This window comes from Rhodococcus sp. NPDC056506 (assembly GCF_042794945.1).
Classification (GTDB): domain Bacteria; phylum Actinomycetota; class Actinomycetes; order Mycobacteriales; family Mycobacteriaceae; genus Rhodococcus_F.
Window position 1 is genome coordinate 1 of record NZ_JBHTSW010000067.1, and the last position, 18,354, is coordinate 18,354.

17 protein-coding genes are annotated in these 18,354 nt (G+C 63.6%); 8 read left to right on the forward strand and 9 right to left on the reverse strand.

Annotated elements, in window-relative coordinates; translation table 11 throughout:
• Positions 1–144 precede the first annotated feature (144 nt).
• From ACFQ6H_RS28665 to ACFQ6H_RS28685, 5 genes are all read right to left on the reverse strand, one after another.
• Complete coding sequence (locus ACFQ6H_RS28665) at positions 145–1,248, reverse strand: inositol-3-phosphate synthase (protein ID WP_378650235.1); 1,104 nt, start codon at positions 1,246–1,248, stop codon at positions 145–147.
• Entirely contained in the window at positions 1,241–1,804 is a 564-nt protein-coding gene (locus ACFQ6H_RS28670; protein ID WP_003946014.1) for a PadR family transcriptional regulator, read from the reverse strand. Before ACFQ6H_RS28670 ends, ACFQ6H_RS28665 begins: the two co-directional genes overlap by 8 nt.
• A gap of 116 nt (positions 1,805–1,920) precedes the next feature.
• A complete protein-coding gene (locus ACFQ6H_RS28675) occupies positions 1,921–2,691 on the reverse strand; it encodes a DUF1707 domain-containing protein (RefSeq protein WP_378650237.1) in 771 nt (256 codons plus the stop codon).
• A gap of 9 nt (positions 2,692–2,700) precedes the next feature.
• The gene (locus tag ACFQ6H_RS28680) at positions 2,701–3,522 is read right to left on the reverse strand and encodes a DUF1707 domain-containing protein (RefSeq protein WP_378650239.1); all 822 of its coding nucleotides are present in this window, start codon (positions 3,520–3,522) and stop codon (positions 2,701–2,703) included.
• A gap of 9 nt (positions 3,523–3,531) precedes the next feature.
• Positions 3,532–4,371, reverse strand: coding sequence for a DUF1707 domain-containing protein (locus ACFQ6H_RS28685; protein WP_378650241.1), 840 nt, complete (start codon positions 4,369–4,371; stop codon positions 3,532–3,534).
• A gap of 128 nt (positions 4,372–4,499) precedes the next feature.
• On the opposite strand from ACFQ6H_RS28685, the gene ACFQ6H_RS28690 reads away from it, so the two are divergent.
• The 3 genes from ACFQ6H_RS28690 to ACFQ6H_RS28700 all read left to right on the forward strand — a co-directional run bounded on the left by ACFQ6H_RS28690 (position 4,500) and on the right by ACFQ6H_RS28700 (position 9,282).
• Positions 4,500–4,919 (forward strand): DUF5318 family protein, encoded by a 420-nt coding sequence (locus ACFQ6H_RS28690; RefSeq protein WP_042448217.1) that lies wholly within the window; start codon positions 4,500–4,502, stop codon positions 4,917–4,919.
• 595 nt (positions 4,920–5,514) lie between these two features.
• Entirely contained in the window at positions 5,515–7,665 is a 2,151-nt protein-coding gene (locus ACFQ6H_RS28695; protein WP_378650250.1) for a transglycosylase domain-containing protein, read from the forward strand.
• A 39-nt stretch (positions 7,666–7,704) separates the two neighbouring features.
• Complete coding sequence (locus ACFQ6H_RS28700) at positions 7,705–9,282, forward strand: glycosyltransferase family 87 protein (protein ID WP_378541422.1); 1,578 nt, start codon at positions 7,705–7,707, stop codon at positions 9,280–9,282.
• Positions 9,283–9,284: 2 nt separating this feature from the next.
• Here the strand turns inward: ACFQ6H_RS28700 and ACFQ6H_RS28705 are convergent, their stop codons facing one another.
• Positions 9,285–9,584 carry a helix-turn-helix transcriptional regulator gene (locus tag ACFQ6H_RS28705; RefSeq protein ID WP_378448469.1) on the reverse strand — a complete coding sequence of 100 codons (300 nt, stop codon included), beginning with the start codon at positions 9,582–9,584 and terminating at the stop codon, positions 9,285–9,287.
• 187 nt (positions 9,585–9,771) lie between these two features.
• Between ACFQ6H_RS28705 and ACFQ6H_RS28710 the strand changes: the two genes are divergently transcribed.
• Positions 9,772–13,611, forward strand: a complete 3,840-nt coding sequence (locus ACFQ6H_RS28710) for a helix-turn-helix domain-containing protein (RefSeq protein ID WP_378650242.1) — start codon at positions 9,772–9,774, stop codon at positions 13,609–13,611.
• 6 nt (positions 13,612–13,617) lie between these two features.
• Here ACFQ6H_RS28710 and ACFQ6H_RS28715 read toward each other — a convergent pair whose 3' ends face one another.
• Genes ACFQ6H_RS28715 through ACFQ6H_RS28725 form a run of 3 tightly spaced genes read right to left on the reverse strand, consistent with a single transcriptional unit; the run spans position 13,618 to position 16,382 of the window.
• Positions 13,618–14,397: a DUF4190 domain-containing protein gene (locus ACFQ6H_RS28715; protein WP_378650244.1), complete on the reverse strand. Its 780-nt coding sequence runs from the start codon at positions 14,395–14,397 to the stop codon at positions 13,618–13,620.
• Between the two features lie 45 nt (positions 14,398–14,442).
• A complete protein-coding gene (locus tag ACFQ6H_RS28720) occupies positions 14,443–15,027 on the reverse strand; it encodes a GNAT family N-acetyltransferase (protein ID WP_378650246.1) in 585 nt (194 codons plus the stop codon).
• Entirely contained in the window at positions 15,027–16,382 is a 1,356-nt protein-coding gene (locus tag ACFQ6H_RS28725; RefSeq protein WP_378650248.1) for a glycosyltransferase family 87 protein, read from the reverse strand. Before ACFQ6H_RS28725 ends, ACFQ6H_RS28720 begins: the two co-directional genes overlap by 1 nt.
• Positions 16,383–16,592: 210 nt before the next feature.
• Here ACFQ6H_RS28725 and rpsF point away from each other — a divergent pair, with 210 nt between their 5' ends.
• From rpsF to rplI, 4 genes are all read left to right on the forward strand, one after another.
• Complete coding sequence (gene rpsF, locus ACFQ6H_RS28730; RefSeq protein WP_003941237.1) at positions 16,593–16,880, forward strand: 30S ribosomal protein S6; 288 nt, start codon at positions 16,593–16,595, stop codon at positions 16,878–16,880.
• 64 nt (positions 16,881–16,944) lie between these two features.
• Positions 16,945–17,469 carry a single-stranded DNA-binding protein gene (locus ACFQ6H_RS28735; protein ID WP_003941248.1) on the forward strand — a complete coding sequence of 175 codons (525 nt, stop codon included), beginning with the start codon at positions 16,945–16,947 and terminating at the stop codon, positions 17,467–17,469.
• 39 nt (positions 17,470–17,508) lie between these two features.
• Positions 17,509–17,751, forward strand: a complete 243-nt coding sequence (rpsR, locus tag ACFQ6H_RS28740; protein WP_003941245.1) for a 30S ribosomal protein S18 — start codon at positions 17,509–17,511, stop codon at positions 17,749–17,751.
• 18 nt (positions 17,752–17,769) lie between these two features.
• Positions 17,770–18,225 (forward strand): 50S ribosomal protein L9, encoded by a 456-nt coding sequence (gene rplI / locus ACFQ6H_RS28745; RefSeq protein ID WP_007735531.1) that lies wholly within the window; start codon positions 17,770–17,772, stop codon positions 18,223–18,225.
• Positions 18,226–18,354 lie beyond the last annotated feature (129 nt).

The following is an 18,354-nucleotide window of genomic DNA, read 5'->3' on the forward strand; positions in this document are numbered from 1 at the left end:
GCGCGGCTATTCTGCTGCCGCAGGCGTTATCCCCCGGGCGGAGGCGTAAACACCCGGCGTATAAGATAAAGGGGGTCTGGCGCCGTGGGCCCAAGACCCCGAATCAGCGTGAGCCTAAATAAGCTTCGTCGGCCCGGCGTAGACCTACGCTTCGTCAGCGCCGATGATGAAAGCCTCGAGCTCGGTGCGAGCCTTGTCGTCAGCCATCTGGACCGGCGGGGACTTCATCAGGTAAGCGGAAGCCGGGTAGACCGGTCCACCGATGCCGCGGTCCTTGGCGATCTTGGCTGCGCGGACGGCGTCGATGATGATGCCGGCAGAGTTGGGCGAATCCCAGACCTCGAGCTTGTACTCCAGGTTCAGGGGAGCGTCACCGAAGGCGCGGCCTTCGAGGCGGACGTATGCCCACTTGCGGTCGTCGAGCCACTCCACGTAGTCCGAGGGACCGATGTGGACGTTGCGGTCGTGAACCTTGCCGGCAAGTGCACCGGTCAGGTTGGACGTCACGGCCTGCGTCTTGGAAACCTTCTTGGACTCCAGGCGATCACGCTCGAGCATGTTCTTGAAGTCCATGTTTCCACCGACGTTGAGCTGGTAGGTGCGGTCCAGCACGACGCCGCGGTCTTCGAACAGCTTCGCCATCACGCGGTGGGTGATGGTGGCGCCGACCTGGCTCTTGATGTCGTCACCGACGATCGGGACGCCGGCGTCCTTGAACTTGGCAGCCCACTCCGGGTCGGAAGCGATGAAGACGGGCAGGGCGTTGACGAATGCAACGCCTGCGTCGATCGCGCACTGTGCGTAGAACTTGTCAGCGTCGTCGGAACCGACGGGCAGGTAGGAAACGAGGACGTCGACCCTGGCGTCCTTGAGTGCCTTGACGACGTCGACGGGCTCGGCGTCGGACAGTTCGATGGTCTCGGCGTAGTACTTGCCGATGCCGTCGAGGGTCGGGCCACGCTGAACGGGAACGTCCAGCGGCGGGACGTCGGCGATCTTGATGGTGTTGTTCTCGCTCGCGAGGATCGCCTCGGAGAGGTCGAAGCCGACCTTCTTGGCGTCGACGTCGAATGCAGCGACGAACTGCACGTCGCGGACGTGGTACTTACCGAACTTGACGTGCATGAGGCCGGGGACCGTCTGGGTCTCGTCGGCATCCTTGTAGTAGTGGACGCCCTGAACCAGGGACGAGGCGCAGTTACCCACGCCCACAATGGCTACGCGCACCGCGGTGCTGTTCTCACCCATGGTCGGGTTCTCCTTCTTTCCGGGATGTTCCTGTTGTCGATTGCTCGGCTGCGATCAATTCGTTGAGCCAACGCACTTCGCGTTCACTCGATTCGAGTCCGAGCTGATGGAGCTGACGGGTATAGCGGTCCAGCGATCCGCTGGCCCGACCGACGGCCTCGCGGAGCCCCTCGCGGCGCTCCTCGACCTGACGTCGCCTGCCTTCGAGGATCCGCATCCGCGCTTCTGCGGGGGTGCGACTGAAGAAGGCGAGGTGAACGCCGAAACCGTCGTCGGTGTAGTTCTGCGGCCCGGTGTCGGCGACCAGTTCGGTGAACCGTTGCCGACCTTCCGGAGTGAGCTGGTAGACGCGACGCGCCCGACGCTTGAGAGTGCCGGTGGCAGTGTCGACGTCTTCCGAGATCAATCCGTCGGCTTGCATGCGCCGCAGTGCCGGGTACAGCGATCCGTACGAGAACGCGCGGAATGCGCCGAGCAGACCAGTGAGCCGCTTACGCAGCTCGTATCCGTGCATCGGTGACTCGAGGAGCAGCCCGAGGATTGCGAGTTCGAGCAACTGACAAACCTCCCGAGTCGTTGAACCTAACCGCTTGATGCGATAACCAACTATATCGCGCCGATATATAAAACCACACTGCGGCCCGATACGTGTACCAAGGTGTCACGGCTAGATCAGGGCTTGAACGGGTAGATCGCCATGATTTCGCCGTCGAGGGCAGCGGTCAGGTACCCGCTCTCGTCGAGGTCGTTGCCGACGTGAATCTGGATGGTCGGAACATTTTCGGTGCTGTCGACCGAGACGTATCGAGTGGTCGGATTTTGCACCGACGTCGTTGTTCCGGCGCCGTCGAGCAGGGCGATCACGATGCGAGGATCGAGCTGTGTGACGTCGATCTGTGCCACGTCGGGTTCGCGCGATCCTCCTGAAGTCGTGTCCTCGAGATCGCCTCGGTAGTAGCTGTCCAGGCTCTTGCGCGGCGCGGCAGGATCGGCGCGTGTTACGCGTGCATAAGTGGGGTAGATGGTCATCTCGTCGACCAGTCCGCTGCCGTACTCCGTTTCGATGGCACGGAACATCGCACCGAGGCCCTCGACGGTGTGCAACTGTGGCTCGGGGCTGGAGAAGATCGTGACGTCGGACGCGGCGTATTTGATTCCGAAACCGATAGCCGAGACCAGTGACAGAGCGATGATCACAACGGCGATCCAACGCGTGTCCAGCGAAGGTTCTTTCCGAAGAACGGGTAGGGACGCCTCGGTCTGCAGATCGAACGTCAATTCTTCGAGATCGCCGAGAGTGACTGCAACCGCGGCGAGTTCGGTCAATTCGTCGTGCTCGGCCGCGGTGAGTTGCCCGTCGGCGAAGGCGGAGTCCAGCACTGCGCAGGTGGCCTCGCGGTCGGCGTCACGAGCACGGGTGGTCCGGGTCAGGTCGTTCGGCATGTCCGAGGCCTATCGAGGAGTGAAGGGAGACAAGCGGATCGGGCGGCCATCCGGGGTCAGCTCCATCGAGCCGCTCGCGCCGAGTTCGTTGTCCACGTAGATGGAAATACGTGGATCTTGGCCCGACGAACTCATGCTGATGTGTGAGACCTTGGCGTCGGGGACGTTGAGATTGGCGGACGCTCCGGCCAGGTATCCGGCGAGTTTGTCGATGTCGACCGAGGCGAGGTCGAAGGTAGTCGTGCTGGCCGCCCGGGTCGACGTGCTGTCGCCTGGTGTGAAACCGCCTCGAAAGTCGATGTCCTCCTCCAGATTCGGCGAGACAGCGGCGGCGCGAGTGACGCTTGCATGGCCGTCGTAGAAGTTGGCGGAATCGATCATCGTCGTGCCGTACTTGGCGCTGTATCTGGTGATGAATTCCCCGATCCCGCTTGCAGTGACCGTGTTCAGCGTCGAACTCACAATGGGGGCAAGCGGTCCGACCGGTTCGGCTGCAGCCGGTGGAGGCGGTGGGGGTGAATCGTCGGCGGACAAGGTGAGGAACCCGATCATGCCCGCGAAGACAACCGAAGCGGCCGCGAGGTACCAGATCTTGTCGATACGACGAACTTTGGCGACGGCGTTACGCAGCGTCGCTTTCTGCAGATCGCGGACCAGCAGATCGAGCTGGCCGAGAGTGGTCGCGGTCATGGCCGATGCCGTTCGGTTCGCATGCTCGTCCGCCGTGATCTGTCCGTCGGACAGGGCGGAGTCGAGAACGGCGCAGGTGTCGGAACGGTCGACGTCGCGCGCGCGGGTGCGCGTAGAGGTAGTAGTCGGGGACCCACTCACCGGCTCACCCTAGCTCCCGTACGGGTAGGAACGAGAGATCTCGCCCCATGGCGTGACTTCGATGCGCCCTTGGTGGCCGAGTCCGTTCTCCGCATAGATCGCGATCTCCGGGATGCCGTAGTTCGCATCCATGATCAAGTGCGTGATCGCGGCGTCCGAAACGTTGACATAGCCGCCGATGTTCGCCATGTACGGCGCGAGTTTGTCGATCTGGATGGAACCGAGGTCGAAGGTCGGCTGGCCAGTTCGCCGCGGAGTGGATGTCACATCCCGCTCGAAGCCGTCGCGAAAACTGATGGACTCGGTGAGAGCGGGAGCGTCGGGGGCCGCCCGGCTCACCGAGGAGTAATCGCCGTGGAAGCTCGCGCCGTCGACGAACATGTCGCCGAACTCTTCTCGATACCTCTCGATGAATGCGCCGATTCCTTCCGGCGTCAACGTGTCGATGTGTGCGATCAGGATCGGTTCGACGGTCGGCTCCGGCGCCGGAGTGGTGGTCGGCAACGGCGGAGCGAGGGAAGTAGTGCTGGCATAGCTGGCGGTGATGTCTTCCGAGGGCGTCAACGGTGAGCGACTCCAGGCCACAGCGGCGACCGCGCCGACGACGATCAGAGCGGCAGCGCCGAGGTACCCGGCCTTTCGGGTCGTCGACGTCCGAGGCGCCGTTTTGGTCTCGATCTTCGGCACCTGCAGATCGTTGACCAGGCGTGCGAGCGCGAGCAGGGTCTTCGCGGACTTCGCCTTCTCGGTCCGTTCGAAGTAGTCCTCCGCGCTCAACTGCCCTTCGGCGTATGCAGCTTCCAACACATTGCACGTTTCGACGCGATCGAGATCACGAGCACGCGTCATCGGAGAACGGGAAGACTTCACAGGAAGTGATCGTAATGGCTGGTCGCCCTACGTCCGGACCGCAAAATGTGTTCATCGTGACCCTCCCGAACCGTCCGTGGCGGCACGGACGCACGTACGCTGGTCAGGTGCGGATACAGCGGCAAGTTGTGGACTACGCGCTCGCGCGTCGGTCTGTGCTGGCCGAAGTGTCTGCGGGTAGGACCGACGTCAAGCAAGTGTGTGACGCCGATCCGTACCTACTCAGAGCCGCGAAGTTCCACGGCCGGGGCAGCGACGTCGTCTGCCCCATTTGCCGCAAGGAACAGTTGACGCTCGTGTCCTGGGTGTTCGGCGACAAGCTCGGCCAAGTTTCGGGATCGGCCCGAACCTCGGACGAGCTCGCTCGGCTTGCGGAAACAGCAGAGGAGTTCACGGTGCACGTTGTAGAGGTGTGCCGTACCTGCAGTTGGAACCACTTGGTGCAGTCCTATGTGCTCGGCGCAGTACCTGCGCCGCCGCGACCGCGGCGAGCACGCCCACCAAGCCGGCGCACCGCCAGCGAGTAACGCCACACCCGAAGAAGGGCCCGATCGAAGTCTGCACGTGATCGGTCCGTGACCACTGGAGATTTGATTCGTGAGTTCCCCCAGCAACAACAACCCGGGAGGCAACAACCCGGGTGGCCGTCCCGTCGGTCCCAACCGCCCCGCCGGACCTCCTCAGGGTCGTCCGCCGCAGGGACGTCCCATGGGTCCGCCACCGCAGGGTCCGCCGCCCCAGGGTCGGCCTCCGATGGGCCCACCCCCTCAGGGTCGTCCGCCGCAAGGCCGCCCGATGGGACCCCCGCCGCAGGGTCGTCCGCCGCAAGGCCGACCTTCCGGCCCGCCTCCTCAGGGCCGCCCCGCCGGACCCCCGCCGCAGGGTCGTCCGTCGCAGGGGCGACCTTCCGGCCCGCCGCCACAGGATCGCGCGGGACGGGATCGCGCCGCCGGCGCTCAGGGAAACGAACCGACCCAGCGCGTCGCAGCAGCAGCAGCAGCGACCACCCGTAGCAACGCGGGCACCCGCCCGCCGGTCGGACCTCCGCCGACGAAGCCGCCGACTGGTGGCTCCGGTGGGGGTGGCAATGACGGACAACCCCCGAAGGGAAAAAAGAGCACCGTGAAGAAGAAGTCCAAGTGGCGCACAGTTCGCCGCTCGGCCTACGTCTTGGTGGCGCTCGGTCTTGTTCTGCCCGTTCTTGCCTTCATGGCCGCGTACATCGTGCAGGACGTCCCCAAGCCCGGTGACCAAAAGACCAATCAGGTGGCGACGGTCTTTGCCTCGGACGGCACCACGGTGATCAGCACCGTGGTCCCGCCGGACGAAGGTAACCGCGTCGAGGTCTCGCTCGATCAGGTGCCGATGCACGTTCGTAACGCCGTTCTGGCCGCGGAAGACCGCGACTTCTACTCGAACCCCGGATTCTCGATCTCCGGTTTCGCACGCGCAGCCCGAGACAACGTCCTCGGTCGCGACAGCGCCGGTGGTGGCTCGACCATCACGCAGCAGTACGTGAAGACGGCGCTCGTCGGCTCGGAGCGTTCGCTGACGCGAAAGATGAAGGAACTCGTTCTCTCCTCGAAGATGGCCAACGAGTGGTCCAAGGACGACATTCTCGCCGCATACCTGAACACCATCTACTTCGGTCGTGGTGCGTACGGAATCGAAGCCGCCTCCAAGGCCTACTTCGGTAAGCCCGTCGACCAGCTGTCCATCGAGGAAGGCGCCGTCCTGGCGTCGTCGATTCAGCTTCCGTCGCTCCTCGATCCCGAAACCAACCCGACCGGTGCCAAGTCTCGTTGGAACTACGTGCTCGACGGCATGGTGTCCGCCGGCACGCTGGATCAGGCTGCGCGCACGCCGATGCAGTACCCCGGTTACATCCCGCTCGCCCAGGTCGACAACAGCAGCCAGGGCTCGACCGGCCCCGAGGGCCTGATCAAGCGACAGGTGCTCAAGGAGATCGGCGACGCCGGAATCAGCGAGCAGTTGCTCAACACCGAGGGTCTGCAGATCACCACGACCATCGACCCGCAGGCGCAAGCCGCAGCGGTCGAGGCAGCGCGTTCCAACATGAAGGGTGAGCCGGAGAATCTGCGCACCGCAGTGGTCTCGGTCGACCCGAAGACCGGAGCGGTCAAGGCGTACTACGGCGGTGAGGACGGCGCGGGATACGACTTCGCGAATGCCGGACTTCAGACCGGTTCCTCGTTCAAGGTGTTCGGTCTCGCAGCCGCCCTGGATCAGGGAATTCCGCTCTCGCAGATGTACGACAGCTCGCCGCTGACCGTCAACGGCATCTCCATCGGCAACGTCGAAGGTGAAAGCTGCGGCACCTGCACCATCGCCGAAGCACTCAAGCGTTCGCTGAACACCAGCTTCTACCGTCAGATGCTCAGCCTCGACGGCAACGGCCCGCAGGCAATCGCGGACATCGCTCACAAGGCAGGTATCCCGAAGGACATCCCGGGCGTCGGCCCGTCGCTCACCGAGGGTGACGGTTCCGGTCCCAATAACGGCATCGTGCTCGGCCAGTACCAGGCCCGCGTGCTCGACATGGCGTCGTCGTACGCGACGCTCGCCGCGTCCGGTACTTATCACGCACCGCACTTCGTACAGAAGGTCGTCGCGGCCGACGGCACCGTGCTGCTGGACCGCGGCGCACCCGCGGGTGAGGACCGCATCGACGCTGCCGTGGCGGACAACGTGACGGCTGCGATGCAGCCGATCGCGGCGTACTCACGCGGTCACAACCTGGCCGGCGGACGTCTGTCGGCGTCGAAGACAGGCACCGCGCAGCTCGGTGACACCGGAGCCAACAAGGACGCGTGGATGGTCGGCTACACGCCGTCACTCTCGACCGCGGTCTGGGTCGGAACGCCCGACGGTGAAGCGATCACCAATTCCGGTGGCGCGATGATCTACGGCTCGGGTCTGCCTTCGGACATCTGGAAGGACACGATGGACGGCGCCCTCGACGGCACCGACAACGAGAAGTTCCCGACGCCGGGCAAGATCAACGGCCAAGCCGGTGGTGTTCCGGAGTACACGGCTCCCGCACCGCCCAAGACGTCGGCGCCGCCGACCACCACACCGACGACGACGGAAACCACTCCGCCGCCTGTGGTGACGACGACGCAGGTCGAGGTTCTGCCGGGCATCACCATCCCGATTCCTGGCATCTCCCGGCCGACGACAACCACGCCGCAGGTACCAGGGGCAGGCGAGACCACCGAGGAAGAACCGGCAGGTGTGAGCCCCGGCCAGTAGTTGGAGGGTGGTCGGTTCGAAAGACGGTAACCTCGCGGAGTGGCCGCGAATGCTGATGATGCCGAACCGACCTCCCCCGCTCCGCTGGCCGAAGATCTTCGTTCGGCGGATTGGCGGGACGTTCCCAGTCGCAACGATGCGTTGGTGTCTGCGCTGTCGGGAACCGTCGGAGGTCCGGTAGGTCGTCACGCACTGATCGGACGCACCCGCTTCTTCACACCGATGCGAGTGATCCTCCTGCTCGCCGTGGTGTTCTTGGCTTTCGGCTGGTTCGCGAAGGCCGGTTGTATTCAGCAGTCGCCGGTCGGCGAGAGCGGGCAGGTCGGCCTCGACTGGAGCGGCAGCCGTCAGTACGTGGCGATGTGTTACTCCGACACCGTTCCGCTGTACGGAGCCGAACGCCTCGATCAGGGCGCCTTCCCGTACAAGACGTCGTGGGAAGAAGTGCGCGGCGACGGTTCGATCCAGATGCGGTACATGGAGTATCCGGTCATCTCGGGGCTCTATCAGTACGGTGCGATGAAGGTCGCCAAGGCGTGGGATTCGATCACCTGGCTGCCGGGCGCGATTCAGGTGGCGCTCTATTTCAACGTCGTCGCCTTCGGGTTGGCGTTGGCGTGGCTGGTGACCGTGTGGGCGAGCACCCTGCTGGCCGGACGACGAGTGTGGGACGGCGCGCTGATCGCCTGTTCCCCCTTGGTGATCGTGCACGTGTTCACGAACTTCGATCCGCTGGCGACGGCGTTCGCGGCCGGCGGGTTGTTGGCGTGGGCACGCAAGCGTCCGGTACTCGCGGGAATTCTGCTCGGCCTCGGCGGCGCCGCGAAGCTCTACCCGCTGCTCCTACTCGGACCGCTTTTCGTCTTGTGTCTGCGTGCGGGCAAGACGCGGGACTGGCTGGTGACCGCTCTCAGCGCCGTCGCGGCCTGGCTTGCGGTGAACCTGCCGATCGCCGCGCTGTACCCCCACGGTTGGTACGAGTTCTTCCGTCTCAACTCCGAGCGCGGGGCTGATCCGGATTCCCTCTACAACGTGATCGCGTCGTTCACGTCGTGGAAGGGCCTCGACGGTCCCCTCGCGCAAGGTGAGTCGCCGTCGAATCTCAACGCCGTCTCTCTGCTGCTGTTTGTCGCGGTCTGCATCGGTGTCGGCTACGTCGCCCTGACGGCGCAGCGTCGTCCGCGCGTAGCGCAATTGTGCTTCTTGCTCGTCGCGGGCTTCCTGCTGACGAACAAGGTGTGGAGCCCGCAGTATTCGCTGTGGCTGGTGCCGCTGGCCGTGTTGGCGTTGCCGCACCGCAGGCTGTTGCTTGCGTGGATGACCATCGACGCCCTGGTCTGGGTTCCACGAATGATGTATTACCTCGGGGTGTCCAACAAGGGTCTGCCGGAGCAGTGGTTCACCGGAACCGTCGTGATCCGGGACATCGCGGTGCTGGTTCTGTGCGCGCTGGTGCTGCGGCAGATCTACCGGCCGTCGGAAGACCTCGTGCGATACGGGTTCATCGACGATCCGGCGGGCGGTGTTCTCGACCAGGCGCCGGACAAACAGCCGGCCTGGCTACCCGGTTGGTTGAAGCCGTCCAAGGCGAAGGAACCGGAACCCGTCACAGTCTGAGGTCACCACTCGTCGAGGGTGGTGTACCCGTCCTGAACCGCGCGGGCGAACAACGCTGCCTTCGTGGGAGCCGGCCGCCCGACGTCGCTGTACTTCGTGCGGATCCGAGTGATGTGTGTGTTCACGGTGCTGACGCGAAGGCCGAGTGTCTCGGCGACCTCGGACTTGGAATCCGAACGAAGCCAGGCGAGAAGGACTTCGATCTCGCGGACGCTCAGCTTCGGCTTGTGCTTGCCGTGCTTGGGGTTGCCGACTCGGGACACGTTTGCCTCGATCTTCGAAGAAATGCCGATTGCAGACATGCGAGTAGCGCCTTTCGACGGAGGGGATAGGCGTCGACTGCCGTATTTGCAGAAGGGCTGCTGACTTCGGGCGCGACTGAGATCGAGTATTTCGATGGCGGCGTCTCAGTGGAACGGGCGCAACTCTCTCGATACAGAGTCCATACAACGGACAAATCCCCTACCTGCTCCGATAGAGTGCCTCGCTATGAACTCGAAGGCGGAATCCGGTACGCACAATCAGGTCGATCCCGCCCAAATCGAGTCGCGTGGGCAGTTTGCTGAGGCGCTCACTGCGCTGCGGAATGCAGCCGGAATGACGGTTCGCGAAGCCGTCGAGCGGTCGGGAGGTTTGCACGGAACTGTCAGCGGATGGTTTGCCGGCCAACACCTGCCGACGCCGGCGAGTACACCGATGTTTTTCGCGCTCCTCGAGGCTTGTGGTGTCGATTCAGAGGATGAGCGGCAGCTCTGGATCAGTGCGGTGCAACGAGTGAGACAACTGACGGCCAGACGACGCGGCGACGCCACCGTTCCGTATCGAGGTCTCGAATCGTTCCGGCAGGAGGACGCCGAGTGGTTCTTCGGTCGAGACGAACTCACTGCCAATTTGGCTGAGCGGGTGGCGTCGGCGATACAGGGTGACGGGCGCCGTCAGTTCATGGTGATCGGTGCTTCCGGCTCGGGTAAGTCGTCGTTGCTGCGGGCCGGGCTCGCCCCCAAGATCGCCGGGGACGATCCACGGTTCGACGGCTGGCGCGTGGAAATCCTGCAGCCGGGTACGGGAGGAATCCCGTCGATTTCAGGCGAACCAACAGTCTTGATCCTCGACCAGTTCGAGGAACTGTGGACGCAATGCGACGGTGATCGTCGCGAGGAAATACTGCAGACTCTCGCGGAACTCGGTGAGAACACCATTGTCGTCATCGGCATGCGTGCCGACTTCTACGGGCTCGCGGCGAAGGAACCGCTTTTGGTGCCACTGCTCGACGACTCGCCGATGGTGGTCGGGCCGCTGACCGAAGAGCAGTTGCGCGAGGTGATCGTCGAGCCGGCGGTCAAGGCCGGGATGACCGTGCAGAGCGAATTGGTTCAGGTTCTGGTCGGCGAGCTGACACCACGCGGCTCGCGCACGGCAAGCGACCCCGGCGCTTTGCCCTTGCTGTCACACGCACTGTTGGGGACCTGGCAACGGTCGACGCGTAAAACGCTGACCGTCTCGGACTATTACGCCACCGACGGGATCGCCGGAGCCGTCCAGCAGAGCGCCGAGGAAGTGTACGGCGAGCTGACGGAGCGGCAGCAGCAGTTGGCGCGCAGGATCTTCCTGCGATTGGTCAACGTCGACGAAGTGACCCAGACGCGTCGGCGCGCACCGCGCACCGAGCTTTTCCTCGGTGACGACGTCGACGACGTGAACACCGTCATCGACCGGTTCGCCTTGCGGCGACTTCTCACCGTCGACGAGGAGACCGTCGAGGTTTCGCACGAGGTGTTGCTGTCCGCGTGGAGTCGGCTCCGCGATTGGATCGACTCGGATCGTGCCGGTCTGGCGGTGCATCGCCGGTTCACGTACGCGGCGCAGGTGTGGGAGGACAGTGGACGCGACCCGGGCGCACTGCTCGGACCCGCCCGTTTGCATCTGACGGAAGAATGGCTGCGTTCGGGCGAGCTCGGTCTCCCGCTGGAACCGAGCCAGACCCGGTCCGCCGACCTCAACGCCACCGAGCGGGAGTATCTCGCCGCGAGCATCGAGCATCGTGATCAGCAGGAATTCGCCGATCGCCGACGCACACGCGTGCTGCGACGACTCGTGACTGCGTTGGCGGCTGCGTCGGTGATCGCTCTGGTGTTGGCGGTGGTCGCCACCGTCGCCGGTATCGGTGCGAATCGCCAACGCGTCCAGGCGGATACCGCGCGCGACGAGGCGATGTCGCGTCAGGTGGCCACCGAGTCGATCAGGATGCGTGAGCGGGATCCGTCGCTGGCGTCGCAGCTTGCTCTGGCGGCATTTGCGGTCAACGAGACGACCGAAGCCCGCTCGGCATTGCTGGATGCGTCCGGCGTTCATTCGGCTACCCGCATCATCGGACCACCCGGCGCGATGAAGGCGCGGATCAACCCAGCCGGAACTGTTGTGGCGGTTGGTGGTTCGGACGGAAAGGTCAGACTGTATCCGATGGTAGACGGAGTGGCCTCGGCCGTTCCGCAGGCGGAGTTCCTCGGAGTCTCGGAGGGTACGGCTCTCTTTGCTGTCGCCTACAGTCCGGACGGCCGGCTGCTTGCCGCCGGTGGTGCCGGCGGCGCTGCACTCTGGGACGTGTCGGATCCGAAGAATCCGGTACGTGGAACACTTCCCGTCGACGGTGAACGCGTAGTGCAGGACATGGAGTTCAGTCCCGACGGAACCAAATTGGTCGCCGGTACCTCGACGCCCGACGTCCTGCGATGGAACATCGACACCTCCACGAATGCCGTTGCTTTGCCTGCTCTTCCGCACCCAGCTGACGGCATCGTCACCGCGACGTTCAGCCCCGACGGACGTTTCCTCGTGGCGGGCGGGCGTCAAGCGACACTGCGCGTGTGGGACGTCGCGAAGTGGGGTGAGGAATCGGCGCCGATCTTCGCGACTGAGCCCAACGGCACCACCGTTCACTACCTCGGCGTCGCCTTCAGTCCGGACGGACGTGAGCTTGCGGCGGGAACCACTGGCCGAGAGGTGGTTCGGTGGGACATGAGCGATCCTGCGCGCCCTGCTCCCCTGCCTGCGCTGACGGGGTTCTCCAGTTACGTCAACGAACTCAACTACGGTAAGGATGGAACACGTCTTGCTGCAGGGAGTTCCGACAACTCCGTGCGCGTGTGGGACCCGCGAACCGGGGCGTTGATCGAAACACTTCCGGACAGTGGGGCGGTGACCACCGTCGATTACAGTGACGACGGCCGCAACCTGGTCACCGGGGGACTCAACGGTGTGACTCGCGTGTGGGCTCTACCTGGTCCCGTGTGGGCGGGGGCTCGGGACACGATCTTCACCAGTCCCTTTGCCGCGGACGGCTCGCGCCTGGTGGCCGGCGTCGGCGCCAGGGGCGGCGCGATGTTGGCGTGGAACACCGAGGATCTCGATCGCCCCGCGATGATGCCGGAGTTGAAACCGCAAGGGGCCGACACTTTCAGCGGAGCATCGGCGGTCTCGACGGACGGGAACCTGGCCGTGAGCGGCACCGGCGGCGGCGGTGCCTATCTCTGGGACCTGAGTGATCCGGCGTCGCCACGGATCTACAGCGAACCCGCTGTGTACGTGAAGGGCATCGTGGCGGTTGTCGCCCTGAATCCCGGCGGAGATCTGCTGGCAGTGTCCTCGCAGGACGACAACAGTGTGGCCTTGGTCGATGTCTCCGATCCGTCGGCCCCGAAACTGTTGTCGTTGACCGATGTCGGCTCTTACCCGCAGATGATGGCATTTCAACCGGGTGCCGACATACTGGCGATCGCGAACGCCAAGAATGACGTTGATCTGTGGGACGTGTCGAACCCAGCGTCGCCCAGGGTGGCGGCAACGGTGGGCGGGTTCCAAAGTTACGCACTAGCAGTGTCTTTCAGCGCCGACGGAACTCTGTTGGCCGCCGGAAGCGCGGATCACGGTGTCGCCGTCTGGGACGTACGCACACCGTCGGCACCCGAGGAACTCGCCCGTCTTCTCGGCCCCGAGGGCGCAATCTATTCGATCTCGTTCAATCGTGCCGGTGATCGGCTCGCTGCCGGTGTCGGAGACGGAACCGTGTGGCTGTGGGACATCGAAACGCCTTCACGGCCAACACGGTTTGCGACGCTGTCCGCCTACCCAGGTCGTGTCAACGATGCTCAGTTCGCCGGCGAGAGTGACATGATCGCGGGCAGCGGGTCGGACAAGACCGTTCGCTTGTGGGGGATCGACCCCGACAGCGTCGTCGACCGATTGTGCCGCACCGCAGGTTCTCCCATCACGGAAGCCGAATGGGAGCGTTACCTGCCCGGTGTTCCCTACCAAGATCCGTGTGCCGGCTGACGTGGGTCAGTTCATCCAGAACTCGATGGCGGCTTCCCTACCCAGCTCGCCTCCGCTGCCGGTGATCACCAGTCCGGCGGAGGTGAGCTTGTATGTGACGTCCTTGTTGGTGACGGTGAATCCGTTGCCGGTGGGGGTCGGATCGTCGAGTTCGATGGTGGCGCCGTCGCCCAGCCGCTGACCCTTGTAGTAGTAACGGCCGACTCCGGTTTCGCAGATGACGATTCGTGATCCGGTCGTGACGGCAATGGCGACGGCAGGATTGGTGGAGTTGCAACTGGGACCGCCGGAGATGAAGCCCTGACGGTCGGTGCCGGAGACGGTAGGCGCCGGACCGACAGAGGTCGTGGCGCGTGGGGGCGTCGTCGTTCTCGGCGCTGTGGTGGGTGCACTCGGCGCCCGAGTCGTGGTCGTGGAGTACGAGTACGGCGTCGTGTAGGTGAAACTCCGCGAACTCGCCTCGTTCGCGGCGTTGCCGAAAGCGGCGGCGAGCAACCCGAAGAACGCGATCCACACCACCACGGCCAGGATGCCCAGTGCGGTGAAGATGTATCCGATGATCAGGCCGGCAAGAGCGAGTCCGTCGCCTTCTTCGCCGGTCCGTTTGATCTGGCCGCGTGCGATGTGCCCGAAGACGATCCCCAACGGCGCGATGAGGAAAGCGAAGACAAGAGCGAGTACCGCGAGCGTGTTCGTCGGCCGCCTGCCGTACGGATCAGGCTGCCCGTACGGAGCCGGTTGCCAATTCTGATTGCCCTGGTACCCGTACCCACCCTGATCGCTCATGAGGTGAATCTTGGCATGGACTTCGCCGAAGAGTGCAGGTGATCGCTAGTTTCGGGTACGTGTCTCCAGCTGAGGTGCGATGGTCGGCCAGTCGTCGTCGGTCATCGCGAACAGCGCCGTTGTACGCCAACTGCCGTCGAGGCGGCGTCGGTGCTTGCGCAGCAGGCCCTCGAACTGAGCGCCGAGCTTGGCGATCGCTGCCCTGGACTGTTCGTTGAACTCGTCCGTGTGCCATTCGACGCGTACGGCTTCGAGCTGGTCGAAGGCATGGCGAAGCAGGAGCAGTTTCGATTCGGGATTGATCCCGGTTCCCTGAACCGATCGCGACAACCACGTGTATCCGATTGCAAGACTGCGGTTTACCGGGTCGATCTGGTACATGGACGTGGTGCCGACCACGGCGTTCGTCGCGATGCTCACCTGCGCGAAGGCGATCCGATTCGGGTCGTCGGTGGCTGCAGCGATGTACTTCTGTGCCTGTTCCCGATCGGTGATCGGCGCCGCGGTCCAGCGAAAGATCGCCGGGTCGTCGGCGGCCGCGAGCAGTGCGTCGGTGTGCGCGACGCTCAGGGGTTCGAGTCGTACTCGATCACCGGTCAACGTCGGTGATTCGAACCACGATGCAGTCATCAGGCGTGCTCCCGTGAGTGAGTCGGAAGGTTGTTGTCGGAGTTGGCAATCTGATCGGTCCCGCCGGCAAGTGGATAGCGCAGTGGGACTCGCAGGAACAGGAAGAAGAACACGGCGAGCAGGATGACGTGGCCCCAGACGCTCGCCTGGACGACGGCCTCGTACTTGCTCGGATCGAGATTCATGTCCAGTTGGTAGAAGTACCGGAAGACGCCGATGCCCAACGCTGCATCGACGATCAGATAGGCGACGATCCAGAACCACCGGATCTTGAACAGAACGAGGAACGGCAGGATCCACAGGGTGTACTGCGGTGAATTGACCTTGTGCAGCAACACGAATCCGCACAACATCGCGGCACTGACTGCAATCCACGGAAAGTAGCCGTCGCGGACGTAGCGACGCCAACCCAGATACATCGCGAGCGCGAACGACGCCAGGATCATTACTGGGGACAGGATGCTCACCAGTGCGTCGTAGTCGGCGTTGAGTTCGCGAACTCCGAAACCGTAGAACGGTCGCAACCCCCAGAACCACAGCGAGTTGGTGGTGATGTCGGCGCTTCGCTTCTCCTGGAAGCTGAACGACGCGCGCCAGCCTTCGTACGAGATGAGGGCGAACGGCAGGTTGACGAGGACGACGGTGGCGATCGCCGCACCCGCCGTCATCAGCGCTCCACGAACGTCGTAACGCTTGCTTTCGTTGCCGCGTAGGAGCACGTAGGCCATGAGCGGCAGCACGAACATTCCCGGGTACAGCTTCAAGCAGAAGCCGATCGCCAGGATGACGGCTGCCAGAATCGCACGGGTTCGCAGCGGGATCCGCTCGAACGTCATCAGGAAGATCGCGCCGACGCTGGTGGCTACTACCGGGAGTTCCCAGTTGTGGAACGCGTAGAGAACCAGCGGCGGTGTTGCCGACCACACGAGTGCGTACGCGCCGCTCATCTTGCCGAGCATCCACGCGGTGAGCAGTCCGAAAGGAGCCAGGATCAGAGCCGAGTGCAGAAGGAAGTCCGTGTCGGTGTGTGAGCCGATACCGCCCAGCCACATCAGAATCCCGCTGAGCACCGGGTACTCGACGGTTCCGCCGGTCAGGAATCCTTCGGGCGTTATCCCTCCGGTGACGAAGGGGAACAGATGCTGATCGATACCTCGTCCGAGCCAGAGCAACTGAATGTCGGAGTAGCAGACGTCGATGTTCTTGTTGACGTCGAAGTTCAGGCTTCGGCCGTCGGGAGCGAACGGTGCGCCGCCGCATCTGGCCTTGTTGAAATAGCCCAGTGCCAGCGTCAGGCCGCACAATCCGACGACCAACGCCAGGATCGACGCCGGGGTCTTGCGGTCTGTTCGCATGATTCTCACCCTAGGGGGCGGAGTGGCTCGCAGGGCGACGTGTCTGCACCACGCGTCGCGTATCGACCTGGTGATCTTCCCGGAGGGCCGGGACGATTTCCCTGGTCAAGGCCCCTCGTGTAACCTACGAGGGTTGCTGACGCAACGACCCTCCTGCCACGGATAGTCCGTGGCCGTTTTCACTTAGTCCACAGGAGGTGATGAGGTCTTATGCGTCATTACGAATTGATGGTCATCCTTGACCCCAGCCTGGACGAGCGCACTGTCGCTCCTTCACTGGATACGTTCCTCAATGTTGTGCGCCAGCACGGCGGCACGATCGACAAGGTCGATGTCTGGGGTAAGCGTCGTCTCGCCTACGAGATCCTGAAGCATGCTGAAGGTATCTACGCGGTGATCGACATCAACGCCACTCCCGCCACCGTCGCTGAGCTCGATCGTCAGCTCGGTCTGAACGAGTCGGTTCTGCGCACGAAGGTTCTGCGCCACAACAAGTAATTACTGTCGGTAGCGAGCTCTACTCTCGCGCCCAACGGTCTTACATCAATGCAGGAGGAACCACATGGCTGGCGACACCATCATCACCGTCATCGGAAACCTGACGGCTGATCCTGAACTTCGTTTCACCCCGGCGGGTGCCGCGGTTGCAAACTTCACGGTTGCTTCCACGCCCCGCACCTTCGACCGTAATTCCAATGAATGGAAAGACGGCGATGCACTGTTCATGCGTTGCAACATCTGGCGCGAAGCAGCCGAGAACGTCGCGGAGAGCTTGACCCGAGGTTCACGAGTAATCGTGAGCGGCCGGCTCAAGCAGCGTTCGTACGAAACTCGCGAGGGCGAAAAGCGAACTGTCGTCGAGCTCGAAGTCGATGAAATCGGTCCTTCACTGAAGTACGCCACGGCAAAGGTCAACAAGGCCAACCGTGGCGGCGGCGGTGGAGGCGGCAACTTCGGCGGTTCCTCCGGCGGATCGGGTGGCGGACGTCCGAGCGCTGCACCTTCGGGTGGAGACGATCCTTGGGGCAGTGCGCCTCAGGCTTCGGGCTCCTTCGGTGGTGCGGGCAGCGACGAACCGCCCTTCTGATCCGTACCTGATCAGGAACATCCAGAAAAGAGCAAAGACATGCCGAAGCCGCCCTTGCGCGACAAGGTTATGAAGAAGAAGGTCTGCACCTTCTGTAAAGAGAAGAACACGCAGATCAACTACAAGGACACGACGTTGCTTCGTAAGTACGTCAGCGATCGCGGAAAGATCCGTGCTCGCCGTGTCACCGGCAATTGCGTCCAGCACCAGCGCGACGTTGCCATTGCCGTCAAGAACTCACGTGAGGTAGCACTGCTGCCTTACGCCACCGTGGCTCGCTAAGGAAAGGGAGGAAAGAACATGAAGCTCATCCTCACCGCTGACGTGGACAACCTCGGTGCGCCTGGCGACACCGTGGAGGTCAAGGACGGCTACGGCCGTAACTACCTGCTCCCCCGCGGACTGGCAATCGTCGCCACCCGTGGCGCCGAGAAGCAGGTCGAGGGCATCCGTCGTGCACAGGAAGCGCGCGCTGTGCGCGGCCTGGATCACGCCAAGGAGCTCAAGGCAGCTATCGAGGGCCTCGAGTCCGTAACGCTGACGGTCAAGACCGCCGGTGGCTCGGGCAAGCTCTTCGGTTCGGTTACCGTCGCTGACGTCGCTGCTGCGATCAAGGCTGCCGGTGGACCGGTTGTCGACAAGCGCTCCATCGTGTTGCCGAAGGCTCACATCAAGAACACGGGCAAGCACGCCGTGGTCGTGAACCTGCACCCCGATGTGGTTGCCAAGTTCAACCTGAACGTCGTTGGCGCATAGTCGACTGTTCGTCTCGTCGGGCCCCGCACACTTCGGTGTGGAACCGGCGCCGCTACCTGGAAAAAGACATTCAGCACGTCGGGAACTCACACGTTCGGGTGGTCGTCGGCAACGGACTCACAAACAGCT

Excerpts from the sequence above, each read along its gene's own strand:
- ACFQ6H_RS28665 (WP_378650235.1), bottom strand. The coding sequence starts at position 1,248 with ATGGGTGAGAACAGCACCGCGGTGCGCGTAGCCATTGTGGGCGTGGGT.
- ACFQ6H_RS28675 (WP_378650237.1), bottom strand. The coding sequence starts at position 2,691 with ATGCCGAACGACCTGACCCGGACCACCCGTGCTCGTGACGCCGACCGC.
- ACFQ6H_RS28685 (WP_378650241.1), bottom strand. The coding sequence starts at position 4,371 with ATGACGCGTGCTCGTGATCTCGATCGCGTCGAAACGTGCAATGTGTTG.
- ACFQ6H_RS28705 (WP_378448469.1), bottom strand. The coding sequence starts at position 9,584 with ATGTCTGCAATCGGCATTTCTTCGAAGATCGAGGCAAACGTGTCCCGA.
- ACFQ6H_RS28710 (WP_378650242.1), top strand. The coding sequence starts at position 9,772 with ATGAACTCGAAGGCGGAATCCGGTACGCACAATCAGGTCGATCCCGCC.
- ACFQ6H_RS28715 (WP_378650244.1), bottom strand. The coding sequence starts at position 14,397 with ATGAGCGATCAGGGTGGGTACGGGTACCAGGGCAATCAGAATTGGCAA.
- ACFQ6H_RS28720 (WP_378650246.1), bottom strand. The coding sequence starts at position 15,027 with ATGACTGCATCGTGGTTCGAATCACCGACGTTGACCGGTGATCGAGTA.
- ACFQ6H_RS28725 (WP_378650248.1), bottom strand. The coding sequence starts at position 16,382 with ATGCGAACAGACCGCAAGACCCCGGCGTCGATCCTGGCGTTGGTCGTC.
- rpsF (WP_003941237.1), top strand. The coding sequence starts at position 16,593 with ATGCGTCATTACGAATTGATGGTCATCCTTGACCCCAGCCTGGACGAG.
- ACFQ6H_RS28735 (WP_003941248.1), top strand. The coding sequence starts at position 16,945 with ATGGCTGGCGACACCATCATCACCGTCATCGGAAACCTGACGGCTGAT.
- rpsR (WP_003941245.1), top strand. The coding sequence starts at position 17,509 with ATGCCGAAGCCGCCCTTGCGCGACAAGGTTATGAAGAAGAAGGTCTGC.
- rplI (WP_007735531.1), top strand. The coding sequence starts at position 17,770 with ATGAAGCTCATCCTCACCGCTGACGTGGACAACCTCGGTGCGCCTGGC.